32 protein-coding genes are annotated in these 23,809 nt (G+C 52.6%); 10 read left to right on the top strand and 22 right to left on the bottom strand.

Annotated elements, in window-relative coordinates:
- The 12 genes from TEU_RS01960 to TEU_RS01905 form a co-directional block, all read right to left on the bottom strand.
- Window positions 1-1,599 carry a proton-conducting transporter transmembrane domain-containing protein gene (locus TEU_RS01960; RefSeq protein WP_050002187.1) on the bottom strand — a complete coding sequence of 533 codons (1,599 nt, stop codon included), beginning with the start codon at window positions 1,597-1,599 and terminating at the stop codon, window positions 1-3.
- Window positions 1,596-1,955, bottom strand: coding sequence for an NADH-quinone oxidoreductase subunit K (locus TEU_RS01955; RefSeq protein ID WP_050002186.1), 360 nt, complete (start codon window positions 1,953-1,955; stop codon window positions 1,596-1,598). The genes TEU_RS01960 and TEU_RS01955 overlap by 4 nt, the downstream gene beginning before the upstream one ends.
- A complete protein-coding gene (locus tag TEU_RS01950; RefSeq protein WP_227738748.1) occupies window positions 1,952-2,410 on the bottom strand; it encodes a Na(+)/H(+) antiporter subunit B in 459 nt (152 codons plus the stop codon). Before TEU_RS01950 ends, TEU_RS01955 begins: the two co-directional genes overlap by 4 nt.
- Window positions 2,407-2,703 (bottom strand): hydrogen gas-evolving membrane-bound hydrogenase subunit E, encoded by a 297-nt coding sequence (gene mbhE, locus TEU_RS01945; protein ID WP_050002185.1) that lies wholly within the window; start codon window positions 2,701-2,703, stop codon window positions 2,407-2,409. The genes TEU_RS01950 and mbhE overlap by 4 nt, the downstream gene beginning before the upstream one ends.
- Window positions 2,700-2,966 carry a DUF4040 domain-containing protein gene (locus TEU_RS01940; RefSeq protein ID WP_050002184.1) on the bottom strand — a complete coding sequence of 89 codons (267 nt, stop codon included), beginning with the start codon at window positions 2,964-2,966 and terminating at the stop codon, window positions 2,700-2,702. The genes mbhE and TEU_RS01940 overlap by 4 nt, the downstream gene beginning before the upstream one ends.
- Window positions 2,963-3,334: a monovalent cation/H(+) antiporter subunit G gene (mnhG, locus tag TEU_RS01935; protein ID WP_050002183.1), complete on the bottom strand. Its 372-nt coding sequence runs from the start codon at window positions 3,332-3,334 to the stop codon at window positions 2,963-2,965. Before mnhG ends, TEU_RS01940 begins: the two co-directional genes overlap by 4 nt.
- Window positions 3,331-3,594 carry a cation:proton antiporter gene (locus tag TEU_RS01930; protein ID WP_050002182.1) on the bottom strand — a complete coding sequence of 88 codons (264 nt, stop codon included), beginning with the start codon at window positions 3,592-3,594 and terminating at the stop codon, window positions 3,331-3,333. The genes mnhG and TEU_RS01930 overlap by 4 nt, the downstream gene beginning before the upstream one ends.
- Window positions 3,591-4,094 (bottom strand): monovalent cation/H+ antiporter subunit E, encoded by a 504-nt coding sequence (locus TEU_RS01925; RefSeq protein WP_050002181.1) that lies wholly within the window; start codon window positions 4,092-4,094, stop codon window positions 3,591-3,593. The genes TEU_RS01930 and TEU_RS01925 overlap by 4 nt, the downstream gene beginning before the upstream one ends.
- Before the next feature lie 218 nt (window positions 4,095-4,312).
- Window positions 4,313-5,143, bottom strand: a complete 831-nt coding sequence (locus tag TEU_RS01920) for a Coenzyme F420 hydrogenase/dehydrogenase, beta subunit C-terminal domain (RefSeq protein WP_050002180.1) — start codon at window positions 5,141-5,143, stop codon at window positions 4,313-4,315.
- On the bottom strand, window positions 5,140-5,826 hold the full coding sequence (locus tag TEU_RS01915; protein ID WP_227738747.1) for an NADH-quinone oxidoreductase subunit B family protein: 687 nt from the start codon (window positions 5,824-5,826) through the stop codon (window positions 5,140-5,142). Before TEU_RS01915 ends, TEU_RS01920 begins: the two co-directional genes overlap by 4 nt.
- Window positions 5,826-7,007, bottom strand: coding sequence for a nickel-dependent hydrogenase large subunit (locus tag TEU_RS01910; protein WP_227738746.1), 1,182 nt, complete (start codon window positions 7,005-7,007; stop codon window positions 5,826-5,828). The genes TEU_RS01915 and TEU_RS01910 overlap by 1 nt, the downstream gene beginning before the upstream one ends.
- A gap of 139 nt (window positions 7,008-7,146) precedes the next feature.
- Window positions 7,147-8,367, bottom strand: a complete 1,221-nt coding sequence (locus TEU_RS01905; protein ID WP_227738745.1) for an iron-containing alcohol dehydrogenase — start codon at window positions 8,365-8,367, stop codon at window positions 7,147-7,149.
- 600 nt (window positions 8,368-8,967) lie between these two features.
- Between TEU_RS01905 and TEU_RS01900 the strand changes: the two genes are divergently transcribed.
- Complete coding sequence (locus TEU_RS01900; protein ID WP_050002177.1) at window positions 8,968-9,198, top strand: TRAM domain-containing protein; 231 nt, start codon at window positions 8,968-8,970, stop codon at window positions 9,196-9,198.
- A gap of 117 nt (window positions 9,199-9,315) precedes the next feature.
- Window positions 9,316-10,590 carry a tRNA (N(6)-L-threonylcarbamoyladenosine(37)-C(2))-methylthiotransferase gene (locus tag TEU_RS01895; RefSeq protein ID WP_050002176.1) on the top strand — a complete coding sequence of 425 codons (1,275 nt, stop codon included), beginning with the start codon at window positions 9,316-9,318 and terminating at the stop codon, window positions 10,588-10,590.
- A gap of 60 nt (window positions 10,591-10,650) precedes the next feature.
- Here the strand turns inward: TEU_RS01895 and TEU_RS01890 are convergent, their stop codons facing one another.
- The gene (locus tag TEU_RS01890; RefSeq protein WP_050002175.1) at window positions 10,651-11,004 is read right to left on the bottom strand and encodes a cupin domain-containing protein; all 354 of its coding nucleotides are present in this window, start codon (window positions 11,002-11,004) and stop codon (window positions 10,651-10,653) included.
- Window positions 11,005-11,089: 85 nt separating this feature from the next.
- Between TEU_RS01890 and TEU_RS01885 the strand changes: the two genes are divergently transcribed.
- The 8 genes from TEU_RS01885 to TEU_RS01855 all read left to right on the top strand — a co-directional run bounded on the left by TEU_RS01885 (window position 11,090) and on the right by TEU_RS01855 (window position 18,460).
- Window positions 11,090-12,715 carry a metallophosphoesterase family protein gene (locus tag TEU_RS01885; RefSeq protein ID WP_050002174.1) on the top strand — a complete coding sequence of 542 codons (1,626 nt, stop codon included), beginning with the start codon at window positions 11,090-11,092 and terminating at the stop codon, window positions 12,713-12,715.
- A gap of 105 nt (window positions 12,716-12,820) precedes the next feature.
- Window positions 12,821-14,032 carry an inorganic phosphate transporter gene (locus TEU_RS01880; RefSeq protein WP_050002173.1) on the top strand — a complete coding sequence of 404 codons (1,212 nt, stop codon included), beginning with the start codon at window positions 12,821-12,823 and terminating at the stop codon, window positions 14,030-14,032.
- A gap of 4 nt (window positions 14,033-14,036) precedes the next feature.
- Window positions 14,037-14,711 (top strand): TIGR00153 family protein, encoded by a 675-nt coding sequence (locus TEU_RS01875; RefSeq protein WP_050002172.1) that lies wholly within the window; start codon window positions 14,037-14,039, stop codon window positions 14,709-14,711.
- Window positions 14,712-14,759: 48 nt separating this feature from the next.
- Window positions 14,760-14,909, top strand: coding sequence for a hypothetical protein (locus TEU_RS11585; RefSeq protein ID WP_174412690.1), 150 nt, complete (start codon window positions 14,760-14,762; stop codon window positions 14,907-14,909).
- Window positions 14,910-14,919: 10 nt separating this feature from the next.
- Window positions 14,920-15,591, top strand: a complete 672-nt coding sequence (locus TEU_RS01870) for an ABC transporter ATP-binding protein (RefSeq protein ID WP_050002171.1) — start codon at window positions 14,920-14,922, stop codon at window positions 15,589-15,591.
- Window positions 15,569-16,612, top strand: coding sequence for an ABC transporter permease subunit (locus TEU_RS01865; protein ID WP_081947183.1), 1,044 nt, complete (start codon window positions 15,569-15,571; stop codon window positions 16,610-16,612). Before TEU_RS01870 ends, TEU_RS01865 begins: the two co-directional genes overlap by 23 nt.
- A gap of 4 nt (window positions 16,613-16,616) precedes the next feature.
- Entirely contained in the window at window positions 16,617-17,537 is a 921-nt protein-coding gene (locus TEU_RS01860; RefSeq protein WP_050002170.1) for an ABC transporter permease subunit, read from the top strand.
- A 5-nt stretch (window positions 17,538-17,542) separates the two neighbouring features.
- A complete protein-coding gene (locus TEU_RS01855) occupies window positions 17,543-18,460 on the top strand; it encodes an ABC transporter ATP-binding protein (protein ID WP_050002169.1) in 918 nt (305 codons plus the stop codon).
- A gap of 258 nt (window positions 18,461-18,718) precedes the next feature.
- Here the strand turns inward: TEU_RS01855 and TEU_RS01850 are convergent, their stop codons facing one another.
- The 9 genes from TEU_RS01850 to TEU_RS01810 all read right to left on the bottom strand — a co-directional run bounded on the left by TEU_RS01850 (window position 18,719) and on the right by TEU_RS01810 (window position 23,770).
- Complete coding sequence (locus TEU_RS01850) at window positions 18,719-19,363, bottom strand: hypothetical protein (RefSeq protein ID WP_050002168.1); 645 nt, start codon at window positions 19,361-19,363, stop codon at window positions 18,719-18,721.
- A gap of 119 nt (window positions 19,364-19,482) precedes the next feature.
- Window positions 19,483-19,911 carry a hypothetical protein gene (locus TEU_RS01845; protein ID WP_050002167.1) on the bottom strand — a complete coding sequence of 143 codons (429 nt, stop codon included), beginning with the start codon at window positions 19,909-19,911 and terminating at the stop codon, window positions 19,483-19,485.
- Complete coding sequence (locus TEU_RS01840) at window positions 19,874-20,134, bottom strand: hypothetical protein (RefSeq protein ID WP_050002166.1); 261 nt, start codon at window positions 20,132-20,134, stop codon at window positions 19,874-19,876. The genes TEU_RS01845 and TEU_RS01840 overlap by 38 nt, the downstream gene beginning before the upstream one ends.
- A gap of 10 nt (window positions 20,135-20,144) precedes the next feature.
- Window positions 20,145-20,492 carry a hypothetical protein gene (locus tag TEU_RS01835; protein WP_227738744.1) on the bottom strand — a complete coding sequence of 116 codons (348 nt, stop codon included), beginning with the start codon at window positions 20,490-20,492 and terminating at the stop codon, window positions 20,145-20,147.
- Between the two features lie 71 nt (window positions 20,493-20,563).
- Window positions 20,564-21,229 (bottom strand): hypothetical protein, encoded by a 666-nt coding sequence (locus tag TEU_RS01830; protein ID WP_050002165.1) that lies wholly within the window; start codon window positions 21,227-21,229, stop codon window positions 20,564-20,566.
- A gap of 4 nt (window positions 21,230-21,233) precedes the next feature.
- Entirely contained in the window at window positions 21,234-21,902 is a 669-nt protein-coding gene (locus tag TEU_RS01825; protein WP_050002164.1) for a hypothetical protein, read from the bottom strand.
- Window positions 21,903-21,912: 10 nt separating this feature from the next.
- Window positions 21,913-22,923, bottom strand: a complete 1,011-nt coding sequence (locus TEU_RS01820) for a hypothetical protein (RefSeq protein ID WP_144244791.1) — start codon at window positions 22,921-22,923, stop codon at window positions 21,913-21,915.
- A gap of 158 nt (window positions 22,924-23,081) precedes the next feature.
- Window positions 23,082-23,291, bottom strand: a complete 210-nt coding sequence (locus TEU_RS01815; RefSeq protein ID WP_050002162.1) for a hypothetical protein — start codon at window positions 23,289-23,291, stop codon at window positions 23,082-23,084.
- A 251-nt stretch (window positions 23,292-23,542) separates the two neighbouring features.
- Window positions 23,543-23,770, bottom strand: coding sequence for an Lrp/AsnC family transcriptional regulator (locus tag TEU_RS01810; RefSeq protein WP_014122803.1), 228 nt, complete (start codon window positions 23,768-23,770; stop codon window positions 23,543-23,545).
- Window positions 23,771-23,809 lie beyond the last annotated feature (39 nt).

Below are 23,809 nucleotides of genomic sequence, written 5' to 3'. Positions count from 1 at the left end.
TCACGCACCCCCCAGCAGGCCCATCAGGGCGTTTATGTACTCCAACCTGAACTGCTCCAGCATCCTGGCCGCGGGTATCATTACCTTGTCGCTTATCTGCCACGGGAAGAGGCCCATGACGATTATTGCGAGCACGAGCAGGATCATTGGGAGCATCATTGAGGTCTCCGGGTCCTTGGCGTTCGCCACCCTCTCGCTTGGCCTGCCGAAGAACGTGTAGAGCACCCTGACGTAGGCGGCGGTACAGAAAGCCGTTCCTATTATGGCTATCGCGCCGAGAACCGGGTTGTATATGGCAGAGCTCTCGTAGATGAGCCACTTGCTGGCGAAGCCGTTCAGCGGCGGGAGGCCGACTATGGCAGCAGCTCCGATGAGGAAAGCGAACGTGGTCTTTGGCATGGTCTTCGCAAGTCCGCTGAGCTCGTTCAAGTTCCTAGTGCCTACCTCGTGGATTACAGCACCTGCGACAAGGAACAGGAGTGCCTTCATGAGGGCGTGGTTCACGGTGTGGTAGATTGCACCGGCAAGGGCGACTTCACCAGCATGGGTTCCGTAAGCCGCCAGGCCTATTCCAAGGCCGAGGAGGATGTAGCCTATCTGTCCCACTGATGAATAGGCGAGGAGCCTCTTCATGTCGGTCTGGATTACGGCCATCGCGTTGCCGATTATCAGCGTCAGGCAGGCGAAGATTATGATGAGCCAGCCTACCGCTGTCATGTTGATGTAGGGCTGGAGATAGGACTTGAGGACGACTACGTGGCCCATTGGGGTGTAGATGCTGAAGAGTATCCTCGCGAGCGCGTAGATTCCACCGACCTTGATGACCAGGCCCGAAAGCATTGCCGAGATGCTGCTGGGGGCCGCTGGGTGTGCATCGGCAAGCCACATGTGGACGGGTGAAGCACCGCTCTTGAAGAGGAGTCCCGCTATGAAGAGGGCCAGTGCGACCTTTGCCGTAACGGTCGGGTTTTCCAGGATTTTGAGGGCTATGTATCCCATCGTGAGGGTTCCGTACTGGCCGTAAAGGAGCGCTATGCCGAGAAGGATAAAGGAGCCCGCTATTGAGCCGACGAACATATACTTGATTCCCGCTTCGATACCTTCCCAGGTGTCGTTCCTGAAGGCGACGAGGGCGTAGCTGGCTATGCTCATGATTTCGAGGAAGACGTAGAAGTTGAACAGGTCGCCGGTTATGGCTATGCCCAGCATTCCGAGCTCGAGGACGAGTATAAGGGTGTAGTACTTATCGAGCCCGGTGTCGTGCTTCATGTAGCCGATGGAGTAGAGGATCGCCATCAGCGAGACGAAGGCCACGGTCAGCGCCATTATTGCACCGAGGAGGTCAACCTCCCAGACTATCCTGATGGGGAAGTCAACCCCCTGGCCGAACGGGGTCTTTGCGCCGAGGGTGTAGACTATGATTTCCTTGGTGTCCCAGACGTGGTAGAACACTGCGGAGGCTACAACCAGCGTAAGGGCGCTTATGAGCACTGCCCATGCCTCTCTCGCCTTCTTCCCTGCGAGGCTCACTATCGGCATTGAGAACGCTCCGAAGAGCGGGATGATTATGAGGTAAGGAAGTATCGCTTCCCCGTTCATCCCCTCAACCTCCTGAGGGCTCTCACGTTAAGGGTTCCGTAGTGGCGGTAGGCGTTTATCGTGAGGGCCATCGCGAGGGCAAGGACACAGACGCCGATGACTATGCTTGTGAGCACGAGGGCCTGCGGGAGCGGGCCGACCATGGCGCTCTTGAGCGTCTCGTAGCCAGTGTAAATTGGCGCTGTTGGGACTTCGTTCAGCTCCATGCGGTATCCAAGGCTCACAAGGAGCAGGTGGATGCCGGAGTCTATGATGTCGAGGGCAAGAACCAGCTTGATGAGGTTCCTCTTGTAGAGGAAGGCGTATATTCCGAGGGCTATGAGCAGGAAGGCCGTTATGAACTGAAACTGGATCATGACTTCCACCTCCTGTACATGGCTATGGCAACTAGAGCGCTCACGAGACCCGTGAAGACCTTAAGGCCAACGGCGAGGTTCATTATGGGTAGAAATCCAGCTGAGAGAAGCGTCCCGGGCTTTCCGTTGAGTATAGGCCCGTTGTGCCATAGTGTGTTGTAGAAGAACGCCGTGCCTATGCCAAGCATCGCCGCGCCGAGGAAGACTAGACCGCCGAGTCCCTCAAGCGCTGAATAGAGGTGCTTGTTGTAGTGCTTCCTCATCTCGCTGAGGCCGAATGCGACGAGGAAGAGCACTCCGGCCCCCGCTATGGTGGCTCCTCCCTGGAATCCACCGCCGGGGGTGAGGTGACCGTGGGAGACCACGTAGGCGCCGAATATTCCGATGAGCGGGATTATGGCCCTCGCCGAGGTTTTAACGATAAGCCCCATATCGCCACCGCACTTCGGCCTCATTGCTCGTCCCCCCTCCAGGGCCTCGCAAGGGCCACCGCACCGGCAATGGCCGTGAACAGGACGGTGGCCTCTCCGAGGGTATCGTAGCCACGGTAGTCGAAGACTATGTCGGTAACGATGTTGGTACCTCCGACTTCATCCACACCGTGTTCGATGTAGTAGTCGTCGGTGTAGCGGAGGTTCTTCCAGTCCTCGCTGCCGAGGCCGAACTTGAGGCCGTAATCGGGGTTGGCTATGTAAAGGAGCGCCCCAAGGACGAACAGCAACGAGAGGAAAGCGATTGTTCTCTTCATGGTCCCTCACGCTCCCATCTCTCAGTCTTAGCAATTCCATACACGACTATGGCAGTAACAACGCCCGCACCAACCGCCGCCTCTGCTATCGCAACGTCCGGCGCGTGGAGCATGTAGAACTCCAGGCTGAGGAGGAGGCTCATGGCTGTGGAAGACAGAGCTGCCGCGAGCAGGTCTCTAAACCTAACCGTGAGGTAAGCGGTGATTAGGACTCCTATGAGGACGATTGCCTGAATTATCATGTCAAGGGTCAGGGCGTTCATTCCTTTCCACCCCCGAGCTTCTCCTCGTAGGCGTCAACGACAGCCTTGGCGGGCTTATAACCGCTCAGGTGGGCGGCCTTTGCTATGGCGTGCGCTCCGACCGGGTTCGTGAGGAGGAGCGCTATCAAAGCTACGAAGCTGTGAAGGGTCATCTGGAGGTACTTCGCGTCGCCGGTGACGTGGAGCTGGTAGAGGGCGTGGGCCGCAACCGCGAAGACGGCGAATATCGTTCCGAAGGTCGTGCACTTGGTTGCTCCATGAAGCCTCGTGTAAACGTCCGGGAAGCGGTGGAGGGCTATGCTCCCGAGGAGGTTGAAGGTGATGTTTACCGCGAGGAAGGCGTAAATCAGGTAGTTAACCCAGCTCATTTCAATCCCCCCTGGAGGTACCTCGCGATTATGAGCGTCCCGATGTAGCTGAGGAGCGCATAAACTATTGCAATGTCGATGTAAATCGTCCTGTCGTATGCGGCTCCCAGGAGAACCATTCCCGCGACGACGAGAGTGTTGAGGGTGTCAACTCCGACGACCCTGTCCGGAACACTGGGACCGAGGAGAACCCTGAGTATAGCTAAGAACGCTGCAAACGAGATTATCAGTGCCGAGTAGAAGAACACGGGCTCAATCATTTTCCCAACCTCCTGGCCCACTTCTCAAAGGGTCCCGCGACGGGTTCCGAGCTCTCGGGCCTCTCCATTCCCTCCGGTATGTCAATCCAGTGGACGTATAGGGCCTTTTCCTTGGGACAGGCATCTATGGTTAGCGTTCCGGGCGTGAGAGTTATCGAGTTGCCGAGTATCGTGTACTGGGCGTCCTCTTCGAGGTCAACGGGAACCCTGACGATTCCGGGCCTTATCTTCCCCGTTATGACGAGCCACGCAACGTGGAAGTTTGCCTTGACCATTCCCCAGAACAGGACCGGGATGTAGGCTATCCACTCGAGCCATCTGATCGGGTTGAGGAAGCGGGTTGATTTTTCTCCGATGATGTCTTTGGTTGTGTATCCTATTATCCCTGCGAATATCAGGCCCGCTATGAGTTCCTGCGTGCTCCAGAGAAGTCCTTTGCTCCCGGCCGTTAAGATGAGCCAGAGTATATAGGCAAAGACGAACGCGGCTATGAAGGGCAAGCTATCACCTCCACATTAACGCTTTTGTTTACCCTCAATGTAGACTTCTCTTTTTTCGCTTAAAACAGTTTTCTAAAGCTCTGTGTTGGCAAAAAAAGGTAGGAAACTGCTCGTTGTAAACCAAAAGTTAAAGAAGTGCTTGAGTCCAGGTTCAGTTTTTGGGTGCTCCACTGTCTTCTGCGATGGTCTCACGTAGAAGAGATATGAGAAAATAGGAGTCAGAACAGATGTGCCATGTTTCTCTGAGCCCTGGCGACCTTCTCCCTTGCCCTCTTTAGAACGTCTCCAAGGACGTAAGAACCGTCGCGAAGTTCTATGTATCCCTCCTTTTCTGCCCTCCTGACGAGCTCCTCTCCGCGGGCATTCCTCGTTATCAGAACAGTCCAGCCCGGCTCGCTTTCGACGAACCCAGCCGAGATGTCGCTCCACAGCCCCGTGTAATCGGTGCACACCAGACAGCCAGTCTGGAGGTAGGAGTATGCTTCCTTGAGCGGTATCTCGAGAACCCCCGTTTCCCTGTGGATTTCGAGGGATTCTCTTGAGAGCCTTATGTCCTCTATCTCCTCAGCTCTAACCCCATACTTGACGCGCAGGTAGTTCAGGAAGGCTTCGAATGCAAACGTGCCCATGCAGAACAGGCTGATTATGTACTTAATCCTGTTGCCGAAGTCCGTCTCGAGTATCGGGAAGTCCCTCATCTGTCCGAAGAACTGCGCCTGGCAGGGGAGGCAGACTACCGCGACTTCTTTGAGGTCCTCCTCTTCAATCTTAGCCTTTATCCTTGCCGCAAATGGGACAATGCTCCAGCTGTTTCCTGCTGCATCGAGCAGTTCGTCCTTGTTGCGGGCGACAATAGCCCTGCCCTCGAACCCCTTCACCCTCTTTGAAGTCACAACTCCATCAACGAGCTCCTTGTCGAGGGCGTAGCAGAGGAGCGCCGTTACCGCTCCACCGCTCGCGACCTTCCTCTTGAGTATTTCCTCGTCCTTCGCCCGGGCGAGGTAAACCCCATAAAACTGCCCGAGAAGGCTTTCACTAACGGGCATCATGTTTTTTCACCCCCGAGGCACATTAACTGGGACGCACGCGGACAGCGGATGTAACAGGTTCCACAACGGATACACCTCTCCTGGATTAAGGTCGGTCTTTTATCCACAAGCTTTATCGCGCCGGTTGGACACGAAAGCTCGCAGGCGCCACAGCCTATGCAGAGGCCCGTCAGGACTATGTCGTCGATGAGGTCAAACCCGCTCAGCTTCTTCAGGCCGGCGGTTACCTTGAACAGCTTGAGCCTAGCTTCGTTCCCAGCCATGAAGAACTTGAAGAACGACTGGAGCATCTGCGGTGTTGGGGGACAGCCTGGGATGGAGTAGTCAACTGTTATTACGCTGTTTATCGGCTGGAAGTTCCTGTGGTCGGGCCTCGGCTCCTGGCCTCCGCGGCAGAAGCGCAATATTCCGCCGAGTGCCGCGCACGAGCCGAAGGCGACAACGACCCTGGCCTTCTCCCTTATTTCCTTCAGCTCCTCGAGAACCCTCGGCTCGTTCATGCAGGCCCCACCGGTTATCAAAGCGACGTCGTACTCATCGTACTTGCATGGACCGTCGCGGAGGTAGGATATGTCGAGCTCTACCTCGTTCATCAGCTTTGGATACGCCCTGATTATGCTGACGTTGCACCCCTCACACCCGCCGAAGTCCACGTGAAGAACTTTGAGCTTCTCCATACTCATCACCTCATCCTCACGACGTGGGTTGTGCAGGGTATGCACGGGTCGTAGAGCCTCATAACTGCCTCAGCGGCTTTAACGCTCAGACCCTTCGCCATCTCCTCCATAACGGGGATGTTGAACATCGTCGGGACGACTATCCTTGACTTCAGAACCCTTCCCTCCTCCCCGAGCTCGACGTAGTGGATGAGCGTCCCTCTTGGAGCTTCGTAAACTCCAACGCCCTTCCCCGGCCTGAACGTTATGTCACCAGCCCTGAAGGGCTCCTCCATTCTTATCTCGTCAAGGATTTCGCCGAGCCTCTGGATGGCCAGTCTCGTGTCCTCGATTCTCGCGAGGTGCAGGCCGTAGAGGGACTCGTCCTTGAACTCACGGTAGGTGACCATCCTCGCCCTCGGCCCCGTCTCAACTTTCTCGCCGTCGTAGAATGAAACGAGCGTCGTTGATTCCTTTGCTGCTTCCTCCTTCCGCAACTCATAGTACGGAACACTTGAGACCTTTTCCCACTCGATGTTGTACCTGTCCCCGTAGAAAAAGCCGCTTGTAAGGTACTTGAACGGCCTTTTGGCCTCTCTGAGCTCCTCTGCAATTTCCGTCTGAATGTCCTCGTCAACCAAAAGTTCTTCGATTCTCTCCCAGCTTGTCACGAGGTCGTTGAACCTTGCCTTCAGGTTGTTGAAAACGCTCCACTTCGGAACTGAGAGCATGCCGCCTATCGTCAGGTTCGGTGGGTGTGTCGCAGCGCCACCGAGCTTTAGCAGGTAGTCGCTAATCTTCGCGTGGAAGTCCATGAGTTTGAAGAGCACTTCGTTCCTCTTCTCTTCCTTAATCAAGTCGCCCGCGACCATCAGGAAGAGCAGTGCATGGCTCTGGGCCCTGTTTATCAGGCCGAGGGCTTCCCGCATGAGCCTTCCATTCCTCGGGGGAGTAACGCCTATGGCGTGCTCTATGGCCTCACTAGCCGCTATGCCGTGGGAGGCGTGGCAGAGGCCGCATATCCTCATGACCGCTTCGACTGCGAAGAGGGGGTTCTTTCCGATCACCATCTTCTCGAAGCCCCTCACAGGGGCAGTCGCTATGAAGAGGGCGTCCTGAACGATTCCGTCTTCCTCGTACAGGATGAGCTTGGCCTCACCTGCAATCCTGCACACCTTGTCGAGGGTTACTTCGCCCAAAGCGCTCACCTCCTCTTCTCACTCTGTTTTTGAATTCGAAACGCACGATAAAAGCGTTTTTTGAACTAAAGGTTTAGAACGGGATATGATATTGCAGAAGTTCGGGCTTTGCACGAAGAAAAAAGAATAAGGGGTATCACCTGCGGTATCATCTGTTCAGTGGGTACAGTGAGTCCCTGTATATGGCCGCGATTCTCTCTTTGGTGGCCTCAATGGGGGCGAGCGAAAGAAGCAGGTCTAGGCTTGGCGTCGTCATAGCCAGCTCGGTGAGCTTGTCAACGTCCTCCTCGCTGAATCCAACGTCGGTGAGCTTCTCGGTTATACCGATGTTGAAGAGCCACTCCTCAACCTTCTTCGCCACGAGTTCGGCTTCCCCTGGAACCCCCTTGGCTTCTGGGACGAGAGGCCTGTAAACCTCGGCGAGTATCCTGGCGGTGGCGGGATAGATGTGCTTGATAACCGCTGGCAGAAGCATGGCGAGACCGAGTCCGTGTGGAAGCTCCGGCTTTACTGCGCTGAGCGGGTGCTCGAGGGCGTGAGTCAGGTGGAGCAGGCCGTTGTCGAAGCTTATCCCCGCAATTGCGGAGGCGTAGAGCAGGTAGTACCTGGCCTGCAGGTTGTCCGGGTGGTTCAGAGCTTCAGGCAGGTAGTCGAATATCAGCCTTGCCGTTTCCTGGGCAAGGAGTATCGAGTACGGGCTGGCGACCTTGGTGGTGGCTGCCTCAGTAATGTGGTTGAGAGCATCAATGGTTACGTAGCGCGTCTGGTCGGCTGGGAGCTTGGTCATGAGGGCAGGGTCATCAATCGAGTAGAGCGGGTAGATACAGTCGTAGGCTATGGCCGGTTTGTACTCCTTCTCTGGAATCGAAGCCACTGCGAACCTGTCAACCTCGGTTCCGGTTCCGTGGGTTGTGTTTATCGCTATGATGGGCTTCGCTTTCATCGGGGTAAACTTAAGTTCGTAAAGGTCCCTGGCGGTCTTGTTGGTGTACTCAAGCAGAATTGCAACGCCCTTGGCGGTGTCAATCGGACTTCCACCACCGATGCCAATGACGGCCTGTGCCCCGAATTCCCTACCGAGCTGGGCGGCTTCGTCGACCATGTCAACGGTTGGGTTCGGGCCGACCTTGTCGTAGTGAACGTACTCAATGCCGTATTCCTCAAGGGCCGGCTTCACAACGTCCCAGGCGCCACACTTCTTGTACGAGCTTCTTCCGGTAACGAGAATGACCTTGGTTATGCCGCGGTTTTCCTTAAGGTTCTTGGCTATGTCGTAGAACCTGTTGATGGCCCCCACGCCGAAGTATGTCAGGGCCCTGCAACGGAGTTCAAACACCTGGTTTACGGGGATCTGGGACTCCCACAACATTGTACATTCCTCCAAATGTGTTCATTCATAGATACTTTGGGCAGGATAAAAGCCTTTTTACAACCAGAAATGTACAACCAACAGTTTCTAACAATACGTTCTGTAAAGTTCTGATTATTTTAACCAATAAGGTAAACAAAAGCATAAAAATATTACGGAATTTACTAAACACGAATTTGTTTTCTTTTTTTTATTAATTAAAGCAGATTTATTTAACTAATTTCAGAGTGCCTTGAAAGCATACGTCAAAGCCGCTGAAATTTAAAAAGGGAGCAGTGTGAAAGGTCTAAATCGTTCTTATTTTTGTCAAATCCTTTTTCTGTACACTTGACTTTCCATTATTGAGGTTAAAAGGCGTTTTTTGAACCGCTTTTACTGAACCAGGGGTTTTCAACGAAGCGTTTGAGTTTGTTCTCGGTCCTTGCTTTGCATGTGGAGAACTTACGGTCTGATGTTCATTATGAATCCGTGAAATACCTGTTGGCCAGAATGATGCCGGCTCTCAATGCAAACCTTTATATACCCTCCAGCTAACTCCCCAATGGGACTCTTCTCGGAGTCTTTCGAGAAGGTTCCGAAAATGGAAAGGTTGTGTTGTGTATGTACGGAGATAGATTTGGTGGATATGGAAGGGACTACGGGAGCGAAGCCCCGGTTAAGGTTGGAGAGCGCTACACTGTCAAGATCGAGAGCCTTGGAAAGGGCGGCGATGGAATCGCCAAGATTCAGGGCTTCGTTATATTCGTCCCGAACACCCAGGTCGGGGACGAAGTTGAGATTGTGATTAACTCCGTCAAGAGGAAGTTCGCTTTCGCCTCGGTCATCGAGTGATGGCTTTTTCCTCTTCTACTTCTTATCTTATAGTGAAGCTTATGACACGTCTTTGCTGATGCAATTTCCCACTTCTGAACCGCACCCTTTTTAAACACCTCGGCCCAGCCTGGCCCGATGGTCAGGGTTCACGTCGAGAGCTACGGGTGCACGAGGAACAAGGCAGACGGCGAGATAATGGAAGCGCTCCTCCTCAGTGCGGGCTACGAGCTAGCCGAGACTCCTGAGAGTGCGGACTACGTCGTTGTGAACACCTGCGCCGTGAAAGACCCGACAGAGGTCAAGATGGCGAGGCGCATAAGGGAGCTCCTCGACTCTGGAAAGAAGGTCATAGTCACCGGCTGTCTCGTCCACGTCAATCCGGACGTCATAGACCCTCGCGTTTCCGGAATCCTCGGGGTCAAGAGCATAGACAGGATAGCTGAAGCCGTTGAAACCGCGGAGCATGGCGGAAAGCTCGTGAGCGTCGAGGGCTGGCGCGAGAGAAATCCCGACAAGCTTGAGCTCCCGCGCCTCTGGAAGTCCGGCGTGGCCTTCGTTGTGCCGATAAGTGAGGGCTGTCTCAACGCCTGCACCTACTGTGCGACACGCTTCGCCAGGGGAGTCCTCAAGAGCTACAAACCCGAGCTAGTCGTCAAGTGGGTAAAGGAAGCTCTGGCGAGAGGTTATAAGGAGATACAGCTTTCCAGCGAGGACACCGGCTGTTATGGCTTTGACATTGGAACTAATTTGGCAAAGCTCCTCGATGAGATAACGGCCATTGAAGGTGACTTCCGCGTCAGGGTCGGCATGATGAATCCCAACCATGTCCTCGAGTTCCTCGACGAGCTCATTGAGGCTTATCAGGACGAAAAGGTCTACAAGTTCCTCCATCTTCCAGTCCAGAGCGGGGACAACGAAGTTTTGAGGAAGATGGGCAGGACCTACACGGTGGAGGAGTTCGAGGAGATAGTCAGCGAGTTCAGGAAGAAAGTTCCCGGGCTGAACCTCAACACTGACATAATCGTCGGATTCCCCGGGGAGACAGACGAGGCCTTCCAGAACACGGTCGAGCTCATCAAGCGCGTGAGGCCCGACAAGGTAAACGTCTCCCGCTATTCTGCAAGGCCCGGCACGATAGCGGCGAGGTGGAAGCAGATACCGGGCTGGAAGGCCAAGGAGCGCTCAAGGCTCCTCCACAGGCTCCGCCTCCAGATAGCCCACGAGATAAACGAGGCCTACATCGGAAAGACCGTCGAAGTCCTCGTCCACGGGCCGGGCGAAAAGGGCGGAGTCGAGGGCAGGACGTTCAACTACAAGGAGGTAATACTCGACTCAGGAGAGGCTGGTGAGCTCGTGAAGGCGAAGGTCACCCGCGCCACCGCGACATACCTGCTTGGCGCTCTTGAATAAGTTTTCTTTTGCCTTTTGTTAATAAAGAAGAACAGGGAATGGCTCGGAGAATGAGAAGAATCACCACTCGTCTTCTGGGATGGCCTCCTTCTTGGCGGGGATGAGGCAGAGGAACTCCAGGGTGTCGCTCAGGGCCTTGTAGCCGTGGGGCTCGTTGGGCGGGACGTAGAGGAAGTTGCCCTCCTTAACGTGGTACTCCTCCTTCCCGTTGGTTATTATGCCCTCTCCCTTAACGATAAAGATTTCATGCTCCCAGTCGTGCTGGTGTATCGGGATTTCGGCGCCCTCCTTGAGGACGAAGTAGCGCATCGCGAAGTTCTTGGCGCCGAGCTTCGGAGAAACGAGCCACCTTATCGTTACGCCCTCAAAACCGGTGTCCTTCTCGGGGACGTCCTGGTAGTGGCCTACGAACATGGTATCACCGCTTAGTTCTTGGGGAGCGTCCTATTTAAACCTTCACGCTTTTAAGGTTCGCCGGCGCGTTTTTAATGGTGGTTGTATGAAGCGGTTGCTTGGGCTTGTGTTAATCCTTGTTGTCTTATCGGCCGGGTGCCTTGGTTCTGGCTCTGACGAGGGCTCAACGACTTCAACCTCAACGGTAGCTGGAATCGATTTCTCCCAGCATCCCACTGGAAAGGTTGTTGGAGCCTGGTGGAAATTCTTCAACGAGACCTTCTACGTCAGCGACGGCTACGCCGACCTCGTGAAGCACTACTTCCCGGACGCAAAGGTCGAGCCGTTCTCTGCCTTTGAGGGGAGCGGAATAGCCGTTCTCTCCCCCGGAGACGCGATTAAGTCGAGGCTCCTCTTCGGGAAATCACTCCAGGTTCAGGAGCTTGAGCCCTTTGGCTACATCGCCTACAAGCAGGGGACCCACCTACCAGGCCCCTGGCTCGGTGTGGTGGCTGTCATGAACTCCGAAAATGGCTCAATGATGGTCATCACGGGAACGAGCAGGGCCGGGGTAGGCGCGTCGCTCTACTTCCTGAAGGGCCTCAAAGACGGAACGCTTTCCGTTGACCGCAACGCAGTGGTGCGCTCGAAGTCCTTTGAGGGAGTCCTCCTCAAGGAGCTCGGCGACGTGAACTTTAACGGGTTCCCGGACGATGACGAGTACTACGAACTCCACCAGCTCCTCTTCGACGAGCCCTTCAACTACTACTGGCGCGTCGTTAAGGGTGAGAACGTCACCGTCAGCGGTGGTTTCATAAGGCTCGTAAACGGCACGACGATTTACTTAAGGGCCCTCGGCTTCAACGTCACCGTTAAGATTGAGAACCCGAAAGGCGTCCCGCTCACCTACGTCCTCGAAAACGTCAACCCCAAGCTCATGGTTCTTCCGGAGGGAACGAAGGTCGTTGACAACACTACCATAAAGTTCACCACTGACGAGCCGGGCTTCTCCATAGTTGCAAAGGACGTCTCTGGCTACAAAGTCCTCGCATTCGGAGACCACAGGCCGGGAAGCGGGGAAAAGCCCCCTGAAGTCTTCCTCAAGATTATGGAAGAGATTAACAAAGAGGACGGGGCCTTTGTCATAGACGGCGGAGACCTCGTTTACTCCGGAACAATCTACCAGTGGGCCGAGCTCATGAAGGTCTGGCGCTGGAACAAGCCGGTCTTTATAGCGGTTGGAAACCACGAGTATCAGGGAGAAGGCGTCAGCATCTTCCACTACTACTTCGGCCCGACCGACTACGCCTTCAGCTTCGGGGGCTACCGCTACATCTTTGCCAACAACGTAGACAACGGCTACCGCCTCACCGAGGAGCAGCTTGCCTGGCTCAAAGAACAGCTTGAAATAGCTAAGGAGCGTGGTGAGAGGCCTGTAATAGTTATGCATGCCCCGCCCTACGACCCGAGGCATAGCCACGACCACGCGATGGACGAGGAAAGCGCCAAGGAACTGCTTGCACTGATGGGGGAGTACAACGCGTTCGGAATCTTCAGCCACATCCACATCTTCTGGAACGGAACCTATGACGGCGTCCACTTCGTCATAACCGGTGGAGGAGGGGCTCCCCTCTACGCTAAGCATGATGAGGGAGGCTTCTACCACTACGTCAGGTTGGGAATGGGGGCCGATGGGAACATTACCGTTGAGCCCGTTGAGGTCTCCGAGTGACTTCTCTCTTTTCTATTTGCATCTATATAGAGACCTTTAGCTGGCTATATTCTACTGCGGCAAGATATTTATTGTAGGGTGCTCAGCCCAGTCCGGTGGTGATTGATGGACCCTTGGTTGCTGATAACGATTGCCCTTGGATTCGCGATGGCCTGGGCGATAGGTGCGAACGACGCCGCTAACTCGATGAGCACGGCCGTGGGTGCAAAGGCTATAACCCCGAAGCAGGCTGTTGTGATAGCCGGCGTCCTTGAGTTCGCTGGCGCCTATTTCTTTGGAAAGAGCGTTACCGAGACGGTTAGGAAGGGCATCCTCGACCCGTCTATGATAACTGACCCGAACGTCCTCATATATGGCTCCGTGGCAGCGCTCCTGGCCGCGACCATCTGGCTCATCATAGCCACCAAGTTTGGCCTGCCCGTCTCGACAACACACTCCATCATAGGCGGAATAGCAGGCTATGGAATAGTTTACGCCGGTACTGAGATAGTCAACTGGGGCAAAATGGGCCAGGTCGTCCTCAGCTGGATTCTCTCGCCCATAGTCGGTGCCGTAATGGCATATTTAATATTCAAGATGTTCACGAAGAGCATCTTCGAGACGAGAGACCCCGTTAGGAGTGCTCGGATATGGTCGCCTTTCTGGATTGGTATGGCGTTTGTCGTGATCGGAACTATGTTCTATCTTAAGGTTCTCCATGGAAACGACCTCAAGACCGGAGTTCTGCTGTATGGCATTCCTCTGGGAGTAGTCGTGTTTGCAATGACCTACCTTCTGATAAGGCTCCGCTTCCCGAGCAGTGACCCGTTCATTGGCGTCGAGGCAATATTCAGGAAAGCACAGGTGATTACCTCCGCCTACGTTGCCCTCGCGCACGGTGCCAACGACGTCGCAAACGCCATCGGCCCTGTTGCGGCCGTTTACGCCGTTGCCACGATGGGGCTGGCCGGAATGAAGGTGCCCGTGCCGAGGTGGATTTTGGCCCTCGGTGGTCTCGGCATAGCGGTCGGCGTCGCCACATACGGCTACCGCGTCATGGAGACCGTTGGCAAGAAGATAACAGAACTGACGAACACCCGCGGCTTCACTATAGATTTTTCAGCGGCAACCGTCGTCCTCATCGCGAGCTGGCTCGGAATGCCGATTTCGACGACGCACACCGTCGTTGGAGCTGTCATAGGAATAGGCCTTGCGAGGGGAGTAAAGGCAATAAATAAAGACATCGTTAGGGACATAATAATTTCCTGGTTCGTTACCGTCCCGGTCGCTGGGCTGATAAGCGCGGCCATTTTCAAACTCCTGATGATCGTGGGGTGATACCATGCAGGTGTGGACTAAGCTCTTCGCAAAGAGCCCGTTCAAGCCCCTGATAAAGCACGCGGAAGTGGTCATTCAGACGGTTGAAACTCTTGAGAAGGCCCTCCAGGCCTGGCACGACGGGAAAACGGAGGAGATGGAGAGGCTTGCCGTCGAGGTGGACAGGCTTGAGGACGTCGCCGACAGGATAAAGGAGGAAATCCGCGACACCTTGAGCTCAAAGCTCATGATGGCCGTCGCTAGGGAGGACGTCCTCATATACCTCCACATGCAGGACAAGGTCGCCGATTCTGCCGAGGACACGGCCAAGTGGCTCCTCGTCAAGAGCCCCTGCGGTATTCCCGAAGAAATAAAAGATGTAGTCCTCCAGATGGGTACTGAGAGCATCAAGGCGGCGAAGCTCGTTTACGAGGCCATAGTGCAGATGGACAGGGTGATAGAGAGCGGTTTTGCAGAACAGGAAATAGCGAGGGAATATGAACTGATTCGCGCCATTGAGGAGGTTGAGAGCAAAATCGACGGCCTCGACACGAAGCTGATGAGGCTCGTCTTCGAGAACTCGGACAGGCTTGACTGGGGAACCGGTCTGTGTATCCTCAACATCGCGAGGACCCTCAGCAACATCTCGGACAAGGCCAAGGACGCCGCCGAGAGGATAAGGCTGATGATGAACAAGTGAGCCTATACCTCCGATATTCTTTTAAGTTCTTTCTGCTGACTTCTTCTGGTGGGAATGAGGGACGGTGTTGGAATAGTCCGCGAGTTCTTCAACATTCAGAGGGAGGTCTTTTTCAGTTACCGCTGGGACGTGGTCAGCTACCTGATAGGCCTTCTAATCCAGGTTGCGGTGATGGGGGGCACTCTCAGTCACGTCTAAGGTGATAAAAATGATTGAGGCTCATAATATCGAAAAGGTTTACGAATTCGGAAAAGTTAGGGCACTCCGGGGCATAAACCTGACCTTTGAGGACGGGAAGTTCTACATTATAGCGGGGGCTTCTGGGAGCGGGAAAACGACTTTGCTCAACATCCTGACGGGCATTGACAAGCCCACCAAAGGCAGGGTTCTCATTGATGGAAGGGACATCACGGAAATGAAGGAAAAGGAGCTTAGGCGCTATCGCCTGGAGAACTTCGGGATAATCTTTCAGTTCTTCTACCTGGTGCCGTACCTGACGGGACTGGAGAACGTTTTGCTTCCGATGAAATACTCCAAGAAGATTAAAAATCCTGAAGAGAGAGCTAGGGAGCTGTTGAAGCTGGTCAACGCGGAGCACTTAGCGGACAAACTGCCCGAACACATGAGCGGTGGAGAAATGCAGAGGATTGCAATCGCGAGGGCTTTAGCTAATAAGCCGAGATACCTCTTTGCGGATGAGCCGACTGCCAATTTAGACTGGGAGAACAAGATGAGAATCTGGCGTCTGCTGAGGGAAATAAACGAGAAAGAGGGCGTTACTGTTATAGCTTCAACTCACGAGAGGGAGTTTTTCGAGTTCGCCGACGTTTTAATAATCCTCAGGGACGGTGAGGTTCATGAAGTTAAAAGTAACCCTTAGAAAGCTCAGGCACGAAAAGAAAAGGGTTGCTATTGTATTCCTGGCGTTTCTCTTTGTAAGCCTCGGTTTCAACTTTACACTCTCGGCGGTTGGCAGTATAAGCAAGGCCGTTGAGGATTTTGCCAAGCGGGGGAACGTGGAGCTCGCGGGAATGGAGGCCTTCCGGAGGAGGGAGCTGAGGGCTTCTGAATCGTTCTCGGCCCCCCGTTTTTCCTTCTCTCCACGCGGGCTCTACGGCGTTTTCCTCGGGCTGAGCCTTCAGAGCAAACGCTTCATGGCTTTCGTCGCCCTGACGGTCTTGATGGCCTTCTTAAACAAGGCTACCCTCGATAAGTACCACTCCCTTTACGGCCCTACCGGCGTTTTGAACGCCTTAATTTCGACTTTGGGTGGCGTGTTCCTGCCCTTCGTTGTTATTCCCCTTGGTGCGGTCTCGATAGGCTCGGCCATCGAGAACGGCACTGTTAGAGTTCTGCTGAGCAAGCCGTTGAGGAGGAGGGACTTTTTCCTCGGGACGCTCCTGAGCGACCTTCTGGCGGTGTTGATTGGCGCTAGTCTCTACGTCGCTTTCATCGTTGCCTACGCCATGCGTCTTGGCTCCCCTTCGGATAGAACCCTCGAACTTGGTCTTGCCTTTGGCTTTCTACTATTTCTCTCGCTCGTCCAGTACCTGGCCCTCGGCTATTTGCTCTCGGTCTTCATGAGGGGCAGGAAGGCGCTTTTCTCCTCGCTGGTTCTGGCCTTCCTGCTGGGCTTCGCCGTTCCAATCTCCATCACCGCGGCCTCAACTTCGGTAGGGGATTCCTTCCACGATGCTCTGGCCAAAAACTCCCTCCCCGTGCCGAGTCCTAACCTGCACTACACCGTGCTTGCGATGGCCGTCTCTCCGAGTAGGGGCCTTCCGCCCAAATCGGTATCGGAGGTTCTAAGCTATCCTGGCAATCTGGCTATGCTGGTCGTCCCGACGCTTGTCTACTTAACCATCTCGTGGCTCGCATTCAGAAAAGCCGACCTGAGGTGATAGAATGTGGGGGTTCGAGCTTGAGCTGAAGAAAAGTCTAAGGACGAAGAAGTTCTGGCTGATACTGGTTTTGATTCTGCTAATCTACGCCATGGCCTTCAGGGAAGTGCGGGACAACCTTGAAGGTGCCACGAACCCGCAGGAAGTGCTCGTCACGAGCGTCGTGGGTTACATAGCGGTCAGTGCGTTCCTCTTCATCGGCCTCTACGCCCTCATGGCGGGGGCAACTGCCGTGAACTCGGACCTTGAGGACGGAACGGTGAGGGTGTCACTCAGCAAGCCACTGGGGAGGGTTTCATACCTGCTCGGCAAGTTCCTCGGCCAGACGGTCAGCATAGTCGTGGCGATGGTCTTTGCTACTCTGCTCTCCTTCGCGATAACGAAGTACTACGGCCTCTCCCTCACGGCTTCCCTCGTGGGGGATTTAATCCTCTCGAACCTGCTAATCCTCCTTGCCATGCTCCAGCTGTTGGCTCTCGGCCTGCTGATTTCTACCCTTATCCGCTCCTCCAACACCGCCTTGGGGCTGGCCCTTGTTATGTTCTTCGTTACAGGGCTCGTCATGCCCCAGGTGGTGGACGGCTTCGCGGAGGATAAGGCGAAGGAGGAGTTCGGAATTGAGGACTGGAAGGACTTCGACAAGCTTTCGCAGGGGGAGAAAATGGCCTACCGCGAGCGCCTGGACGAGCTTTATCGGGAGTACCACCTGCGGTACCTCTTCTACGCCCCCCAGGTTCTCATGCTCGACGTGTTCACGGACATAGACAGGACCACCTTCAACGACGACGGCACGTATACGGTTGAGTATATCGGGGTCAAGAGAGCCATAGCTGACAATCCCGCTCAAACGGCCTTGATGGCTGGCCTTGTCCCGGTTTACCTGGGACTTACCCTCTTCAGGTTCAGAAGAATGGACTTGAGGTGAGGGCGATGTTGAGGGTTGAGAACCTTGTCAAGGTCTATAAGGACGTTAGGGCTTTGGACGGTCTTAACCTTGAGGTTAAGCCAGGTCAAGTTTACGGCTTCCTTGGACCCAACGGTGCCGGGAAGAGCACGACGATTCTCAGCACCCTCGGCCTCATCTTCCCTCAGGAGGGGAGGATTGAATTGTTTGGCGAGGAAGTCTTCAGGGACGGCAGGTTTGATGAGGGCAGGCTCGTCAAGGCTAAAGCGAGGGTCGGTTACATGCCGGAGCACGCCACGCTCTGGGATTTTCTAACTCCCGAGCAGACTCTTGACGTTATTGCCGACGCCTTCGGGATTCCCAGGGCCGAGAAGGAGAAGCGCATAGGTGAACTCCTCGACCTGGTTGGTTTGAAGGAGGTCAGGAACAGGAAGGTCGGTAAGTTCTCCAAGGGAATGCGTCAGAGGCTTCTCCTTGCCCAGGCGCTCATCAACGACCCGGAGCTTCTCATTCTTGACGAGCCGATGACCGGGCTGGATCCGAAAGGAATAGCCGAGTTCAAGGAGATTATCAGGGAGCAGAGGAAGGCTGGGAAGACGGTGTTCTTCTCCAGCCACATTCTCGCGCACGTGGAGGAGGTTTGCGACACGGTTGGGGTGATTGTCAAGGGTAAACTCCGCTTGAAGGATAGTATCGAGAACATCAAGCGCGAGTTCCTGAGGAAGGCAGGTTACACCATCATCATTGAGACGAACAAACCGGTGGACTGGGGTTCCGTGGAGTGGAGCGTTGCCCCGCTTGGGGAGAACAAGTACCGTGTCGTTGCGTCGAGGGACGTTAGGGAGGAGATTCACGACTTTGTTGCAGGTCAGGGGGCGAAGATACTCACCATGCAAGTCAAAGAACCAAGCTTAGAAGAAATCTTCCTAAAGATGGTTCAGTAGCTTTTTGTTTTCAAATTTTTTTATTGTGTGGTATATGGGGCCAGACAGTCAACCGCGCGCTCTTCAGCAACTGGTTTCCTTGATTGGATATAGCTTTTCTTTAATCCAGCATGTTCCAGTGGTTAGATTGCCGTCAATAATAAAGAAGAACTGAATCCAAAGCTTTTTTGAAGTACTTTTCAGTGAGATATGCTTTCCCCTAGGGGTTATTTTCCTTCATATCTCTCATCCTCCAGATTCTATAGCAATACTGTTTTGTTAGTCTTGAGGATACCTATGGCTATATGGACTAGACTGGAATTTTTTATGGTACAGTTCCTTCACTTCACGATAAAACTCTTGGAGGAACCCATAATCATCTGGCTCTTCCCCGTGCTCAAGCCTGATTTTCTCGATGACTGAAGCGTACTTCTCCAAGTACTCCCTGCTGATTTTCAAAACATCCTCAACGAACTCTTTGAGAGGAACTTCAACAACACCCTTGTGCTTGCCCTTGTATTCTGGGCAATTCGTGGCTTCAAGGAGTTCATTGTGGTAGTATACTCTCACTGTGTTCTTGGTGGAGCAGAAGTAGTAAATGCTCGATCTTTCAGGCACTTGATACACTACGATTTCATCTTTCAATTGAAACCCCTCTTTCTCCGCCTCCTCCCTGCTGTATTTGGTTATCTTTTGAACGTGTGGATGTTCCAGCTGTAAAAAGTAATAACAAGCAGTTAACAAACTCTCAAAAAACCTGTAAACGTCAGCCTCAGCTCCTTCGAGTTCTCCGTTCCAGCATATTCCGGTGATAATATTGTTGTCGATGATAAAAACTAAAGTGAAGGGGTCTGGGGAAGGCACGTACTCTGTCCAGACTCTTACAAACACGTGCCTTCCCCGCAAATCAAAATACTCAATCATTTTTTCACCCTCCATCCGAGGTATCTGTTGTACTCCCACACAGCACTACCCTTCTCTGGATACGCCGTCTTCAGGACGAACTTCCCATCCTCAAAGCTAAAGCTGAATTGAAGCCAGTCTCATTTCGCCTTTTTCTGATAAAGTTTTTCAACGTATTTAATGAACTCTTTCATGCGTTTTTTTCTCCGCTCATAATCCTCCGGAGTGAAGTCATCATCCACATCAAACCTGATTTTAACATCTACTGGGAACCACTTCTCAATGTACTCTCTGGCCATTTTTAGCACATCTTCAACGAACTCATTGAAGGGAACGACAACAGTGCCCTTATGCTTGCCTTCAAACTCGGGGCAGTCGGTGTAACTGAGCAAGTCATTGTAATAATGGACTTTCAAAAGCTCACCATCAAGCTCAAGAATCGCCCTCGAATAATCCGCCCCAAGATGCGACCAGTAAAGCTTCGTCGAATCCTTAACAACAAACCCAAGCTCCCTTGCCTCCTCTCTGAGATCACCAATATAATTCCCCCTCCAAATACTTCCCTTCATCGTCAAGCATAAAATCACAACAGTTTAACATATCCCCGAAGAAACTGTAGGGATCCCCTCCCTCTCCCATTATCTTGCAGTTGTATTTTTTGAACGCGTATCCTACTAGCATGTGGCCGTCAATAAAAATTAGAAGGTGGAAGGGATTCCACACTTCTACGTCCTCGAAGTACCCAATCTCATACCGCAACTCCAAGTGCTTTCCCTTCATTGTGACCCACATTCCTAGCACCTCACTGCCAGCCGCCCCTGCCAGGAATATACGTCTCAACAGCCCAGCCCTTCTTAGGATATGCTGTCTTCAGGTAGTAGACACCGTTTTTGTATTCGAATGCAAACTCTACTGATGTTATGCCTTGCTTGTAAATGCCAACGTCCGAGAGTTCGACAGTTAAGGTAACACTACCCTCCTTGAACTTCTTCGCGTACTTTTCTTTCTTAAGCGCCCTCTCCAGTACTTCATCAAGGAACTCTCTGAGTTCACGCTCGTCCCTGAATACCTTAGGCAGCTGCTTCGCCTGACCGTTCACGACAATCTTCTGACCCATCGGCCAGAAAGTGGTAACTGGTTTCTTCTCCATCTCGTACCCCCAAACGTGTCTGAGGAATGCATGGAGCAGTCCGCTCCTCTCGGTTCTCTTTCATTTTCATTTTAGGTAGTTTCCTCAATTGACCCAATATCAACTTCCTCCAAGTATTTTCCACGCAGGAGTTCCTTGAGATATCCTACATCTCTCTTCAATCCAAGCAATTCACCTTTTGTTATAGTAAATGGCCATTTGCACCCTTTCTTTTTTAAGTGCTCATTTATATGGTCTAAATTCCCCTCTAAAAACCGCAAAAACATTCTGGAGAGCTTGAGAACTTCAAGAACGAACTCTTTAATTGGCACATCTACACTGCCAAGATTGAAATCCCCACACTTGAAGTGTATTCTTAAAGTCTCCTCCTCCGACCTGAAGGAAAAGATGCAGTCCTGGAGCATTAAGCTGGCTGAATATGTCCTTATTTTTCCCGCAACAACGTCCTCTATTGGAATTTCATCCGCTTTATAAAAGCCCGCCTCAATAGCAATGTCCCTCCAGAAGAGGAAGGAATCCTCTTTAACTTCCTCACAGTTTTCTTCCTCAAGGAGACAGATGCTCAGCCTAACAAGGTCTCTAAATAGCCCAAACACATCTCCGGAAACTCCTCGGTGGGGAGTAACTTGAATTCCCCCCATTCTTAATGAAATTTTGAATGGATACCTGCAATTTACCCCAGTTTCAGGCAGATTTACAACAATTTCAAAGAACCTGCCCCTTAGTTGCAGCTCCATGCTCTCACCTCAAATTTGTCTTTTCCGAGTAGATAGATTTTAGAGTCGTGAGAAGACTTTTGTATTTTCCGAGTTCTTTTTCCGTAATCATCCACTCCTCGCATCCAGACGATACTAGGAAACTGTTAATGTCCTCCAAGTTTGAAAGTAAGTAGTTCCAGAAGTTTTCTGCCATATCTATTATGTCCTCAGCGAATTCCCTAAATGAAAGCCGGAGAACTTTCTCAACTGGAACAAAGACTTCAATGTCTCCAACTGCCCGGTGTTCATTTATCTTATAATACACAACAAACATTCCGTTTTCGATGGTGAATAAATAATAATTACGACCGATTCTTGCACAGTAAGCCGCATCAGGGATTTCCTTACGTCTGGAGAGGAAGTGTTCACATTTCCTCTCTGCGGGTGGGTTGAGACATTTTGCACAGTGTGGATTAAGGGACATCCTGGGGCTTAACAGACAGAGAATAGCCTGCATGAGCTCGATAGCTATCTCAAGACCGCACTCATCATATTCTATGTGGCCCCCAATAACCTCGCCAAACAATGGCTCGCCATCAACAGTAATAACTGAAAAAAAGCCAAAGAAGCACTCGGGCAAGAGCCCGTGGGGAGGTGGTCCGATTTCTACCTTCAGGTGCTTTCCAGCAAATTTGAACTCCTGGAAGGGCATCGGAATCACCTCATGGACGGCGTATCCACTTACCGTTCTTGTATACCCATACTGCACTTCCACTATCTGGCCAGAATGTAATGAGCTTATATGTGCTTCCTCTTCTCTTAAAGACTACGGTTATTTCAGTTATTCCTGGGAGATTAGACGGCTTGGTTAAAATAATTGTACCTGGGCGAGATTCCATGTTGGGCCTCAGTAGGTCCTTATATTGCCTTGTTAGTCGTACAATCTCATTGTACAGTTCCTCCGGAGACTGGATTGTCTTGGGAAGTTTCATAACTTTCCTCTGGCCGTTCACGTAGTACACTATTTCCTGTCCCATCGGAAAGAACGATGTCTCCCGCTTATAGTCCATCTCGTAGCCATGCACGTGCCTTAACCAGCCGTGGATCAGGCCATATCTCTCGTTGCCTCTCTCTATGACGATAGTGTATCCATGAGAGTTCTTTATGGATGATGTTGATTTTGCAAACCTCTCAATCCCTTCCTTCACTCCCTTTATCGTTGCTCCGTGCTTAACGGCCTCCTCAACTGCCTCCTTTGAAACGCCCGCCCTGACAAGGTCGTCGAGGGCCTTAGCGGCATCATCGCCGTGCTTGACGATGTCGTCAAAGATGTGGGCGAACCTCTCATTTACGAACCTGGCCTTTTGAAGCCCTTGGTCAATCTCCTCAACAATGTCGAGGCGCTTTAGCGTACTGTACAACCTCCCAGGAACCTCGACAAGCTCATCACCGTGCCTAAATACGCTAACAATCTCATCACCTTCTATGGCCAGGCTGAAAACAAACACGGAACCCGCCGCAACGGTACACTTTATGGAGTCACCACCGTAGTCGGAGCACACGTTGTACGCGTCATACGCGTCCCAGAGCGCAAAACCCACTGAGATTATCGCCCCGATGAGGATCGGGATTTGAATGAACTGCGGTTTTATCTCTCCTTTCTGCACGGGGTAGGTTGCCGTATAGCCGGTGGGGAAGAACCTCGGCACGGATTGGGGGTTAGCCTCACCCACGAGCTCATGAAGATGCCATTTCCGGAGGTGATGCGTAGCTTGACGTAAACTGGCTCTTTGACGTTCAGGAAAACGGCAACCTTCTTGCCCCACGGCTTGAGACGGCCAAGATGAACTCTTTCCTTTACAGTTCTCCTGTCTTTGCTGATGAGGACTGTTCAGTAGCCGGAGATGCAGTTCGGTGGGACGTCCCAGGTAATGACCGCGATGTTGCCGCTCTGCTCAACGCTCTCGAGACGAATTGGATAGGCGCCACTCTCTGTCCCCAAAATCGGAAGCCCTGACCAAGGCAGGGAAAGGGCGGAGGTTCCTGGCAGAGTTAGAACTAGGAAGAGAAATACCACTCCAACAATTCCCTGACGGTTCAATGTTACCACCTCCAAGGATTTTCAGCTCTGGGCAAATAATTCTGGATTCAAAAAAGTTTCGTAAACTTTAAGTTAAAAATTAAAGTAAAAACCCACCGGTTAAGTTACATTTTCTATACTCAAATAAATGGTGATATTTTTAGTTCCCATCGTCACGATAGTGCTTTTGAGCGTGAACTTTGCCCTGTTCTGAAGGATGGGCTTCGAAAGCGTTCTAATATTAAGAGAGAATGGAATAACGGAAGGGAGGTTCAGATGGCTATCATCGTCGAGGTCATCTGGATCTCCGGCATGCGCCTTATCTTTTCCGTTATGAACTGGTCGAGGTCCTTTAGCGTGTCGGTCTCAACCTTAACGACGAGGTCGTACTCGCCGTAGACGACGTAGGCCTCCTTAACCTCGGGCATGGCAAGAAGCTTCTCCATAACTTCCCTTTCTTTTCCAGCGGCCGTAACCATCAAAATAAAAGCCGTCACCATGGGTATCACCAAAAATATTTAACCCTCGCCCTATTTAAG

Source organism: Thermococcus eurythermalis (genome assembly GCF_000769655.1).
GTDB lineage: Archaea > Methanobacteriota_B > Thermococci > Thermococcales > Thermococcaceae > Thermococcus > Thermococcus eurythermalis.
The sequence above is the reverse complement of the archived record's forward strand: the minus strand, read 5'-3'. Positions and strand labels throughout refer to the sequence as shown.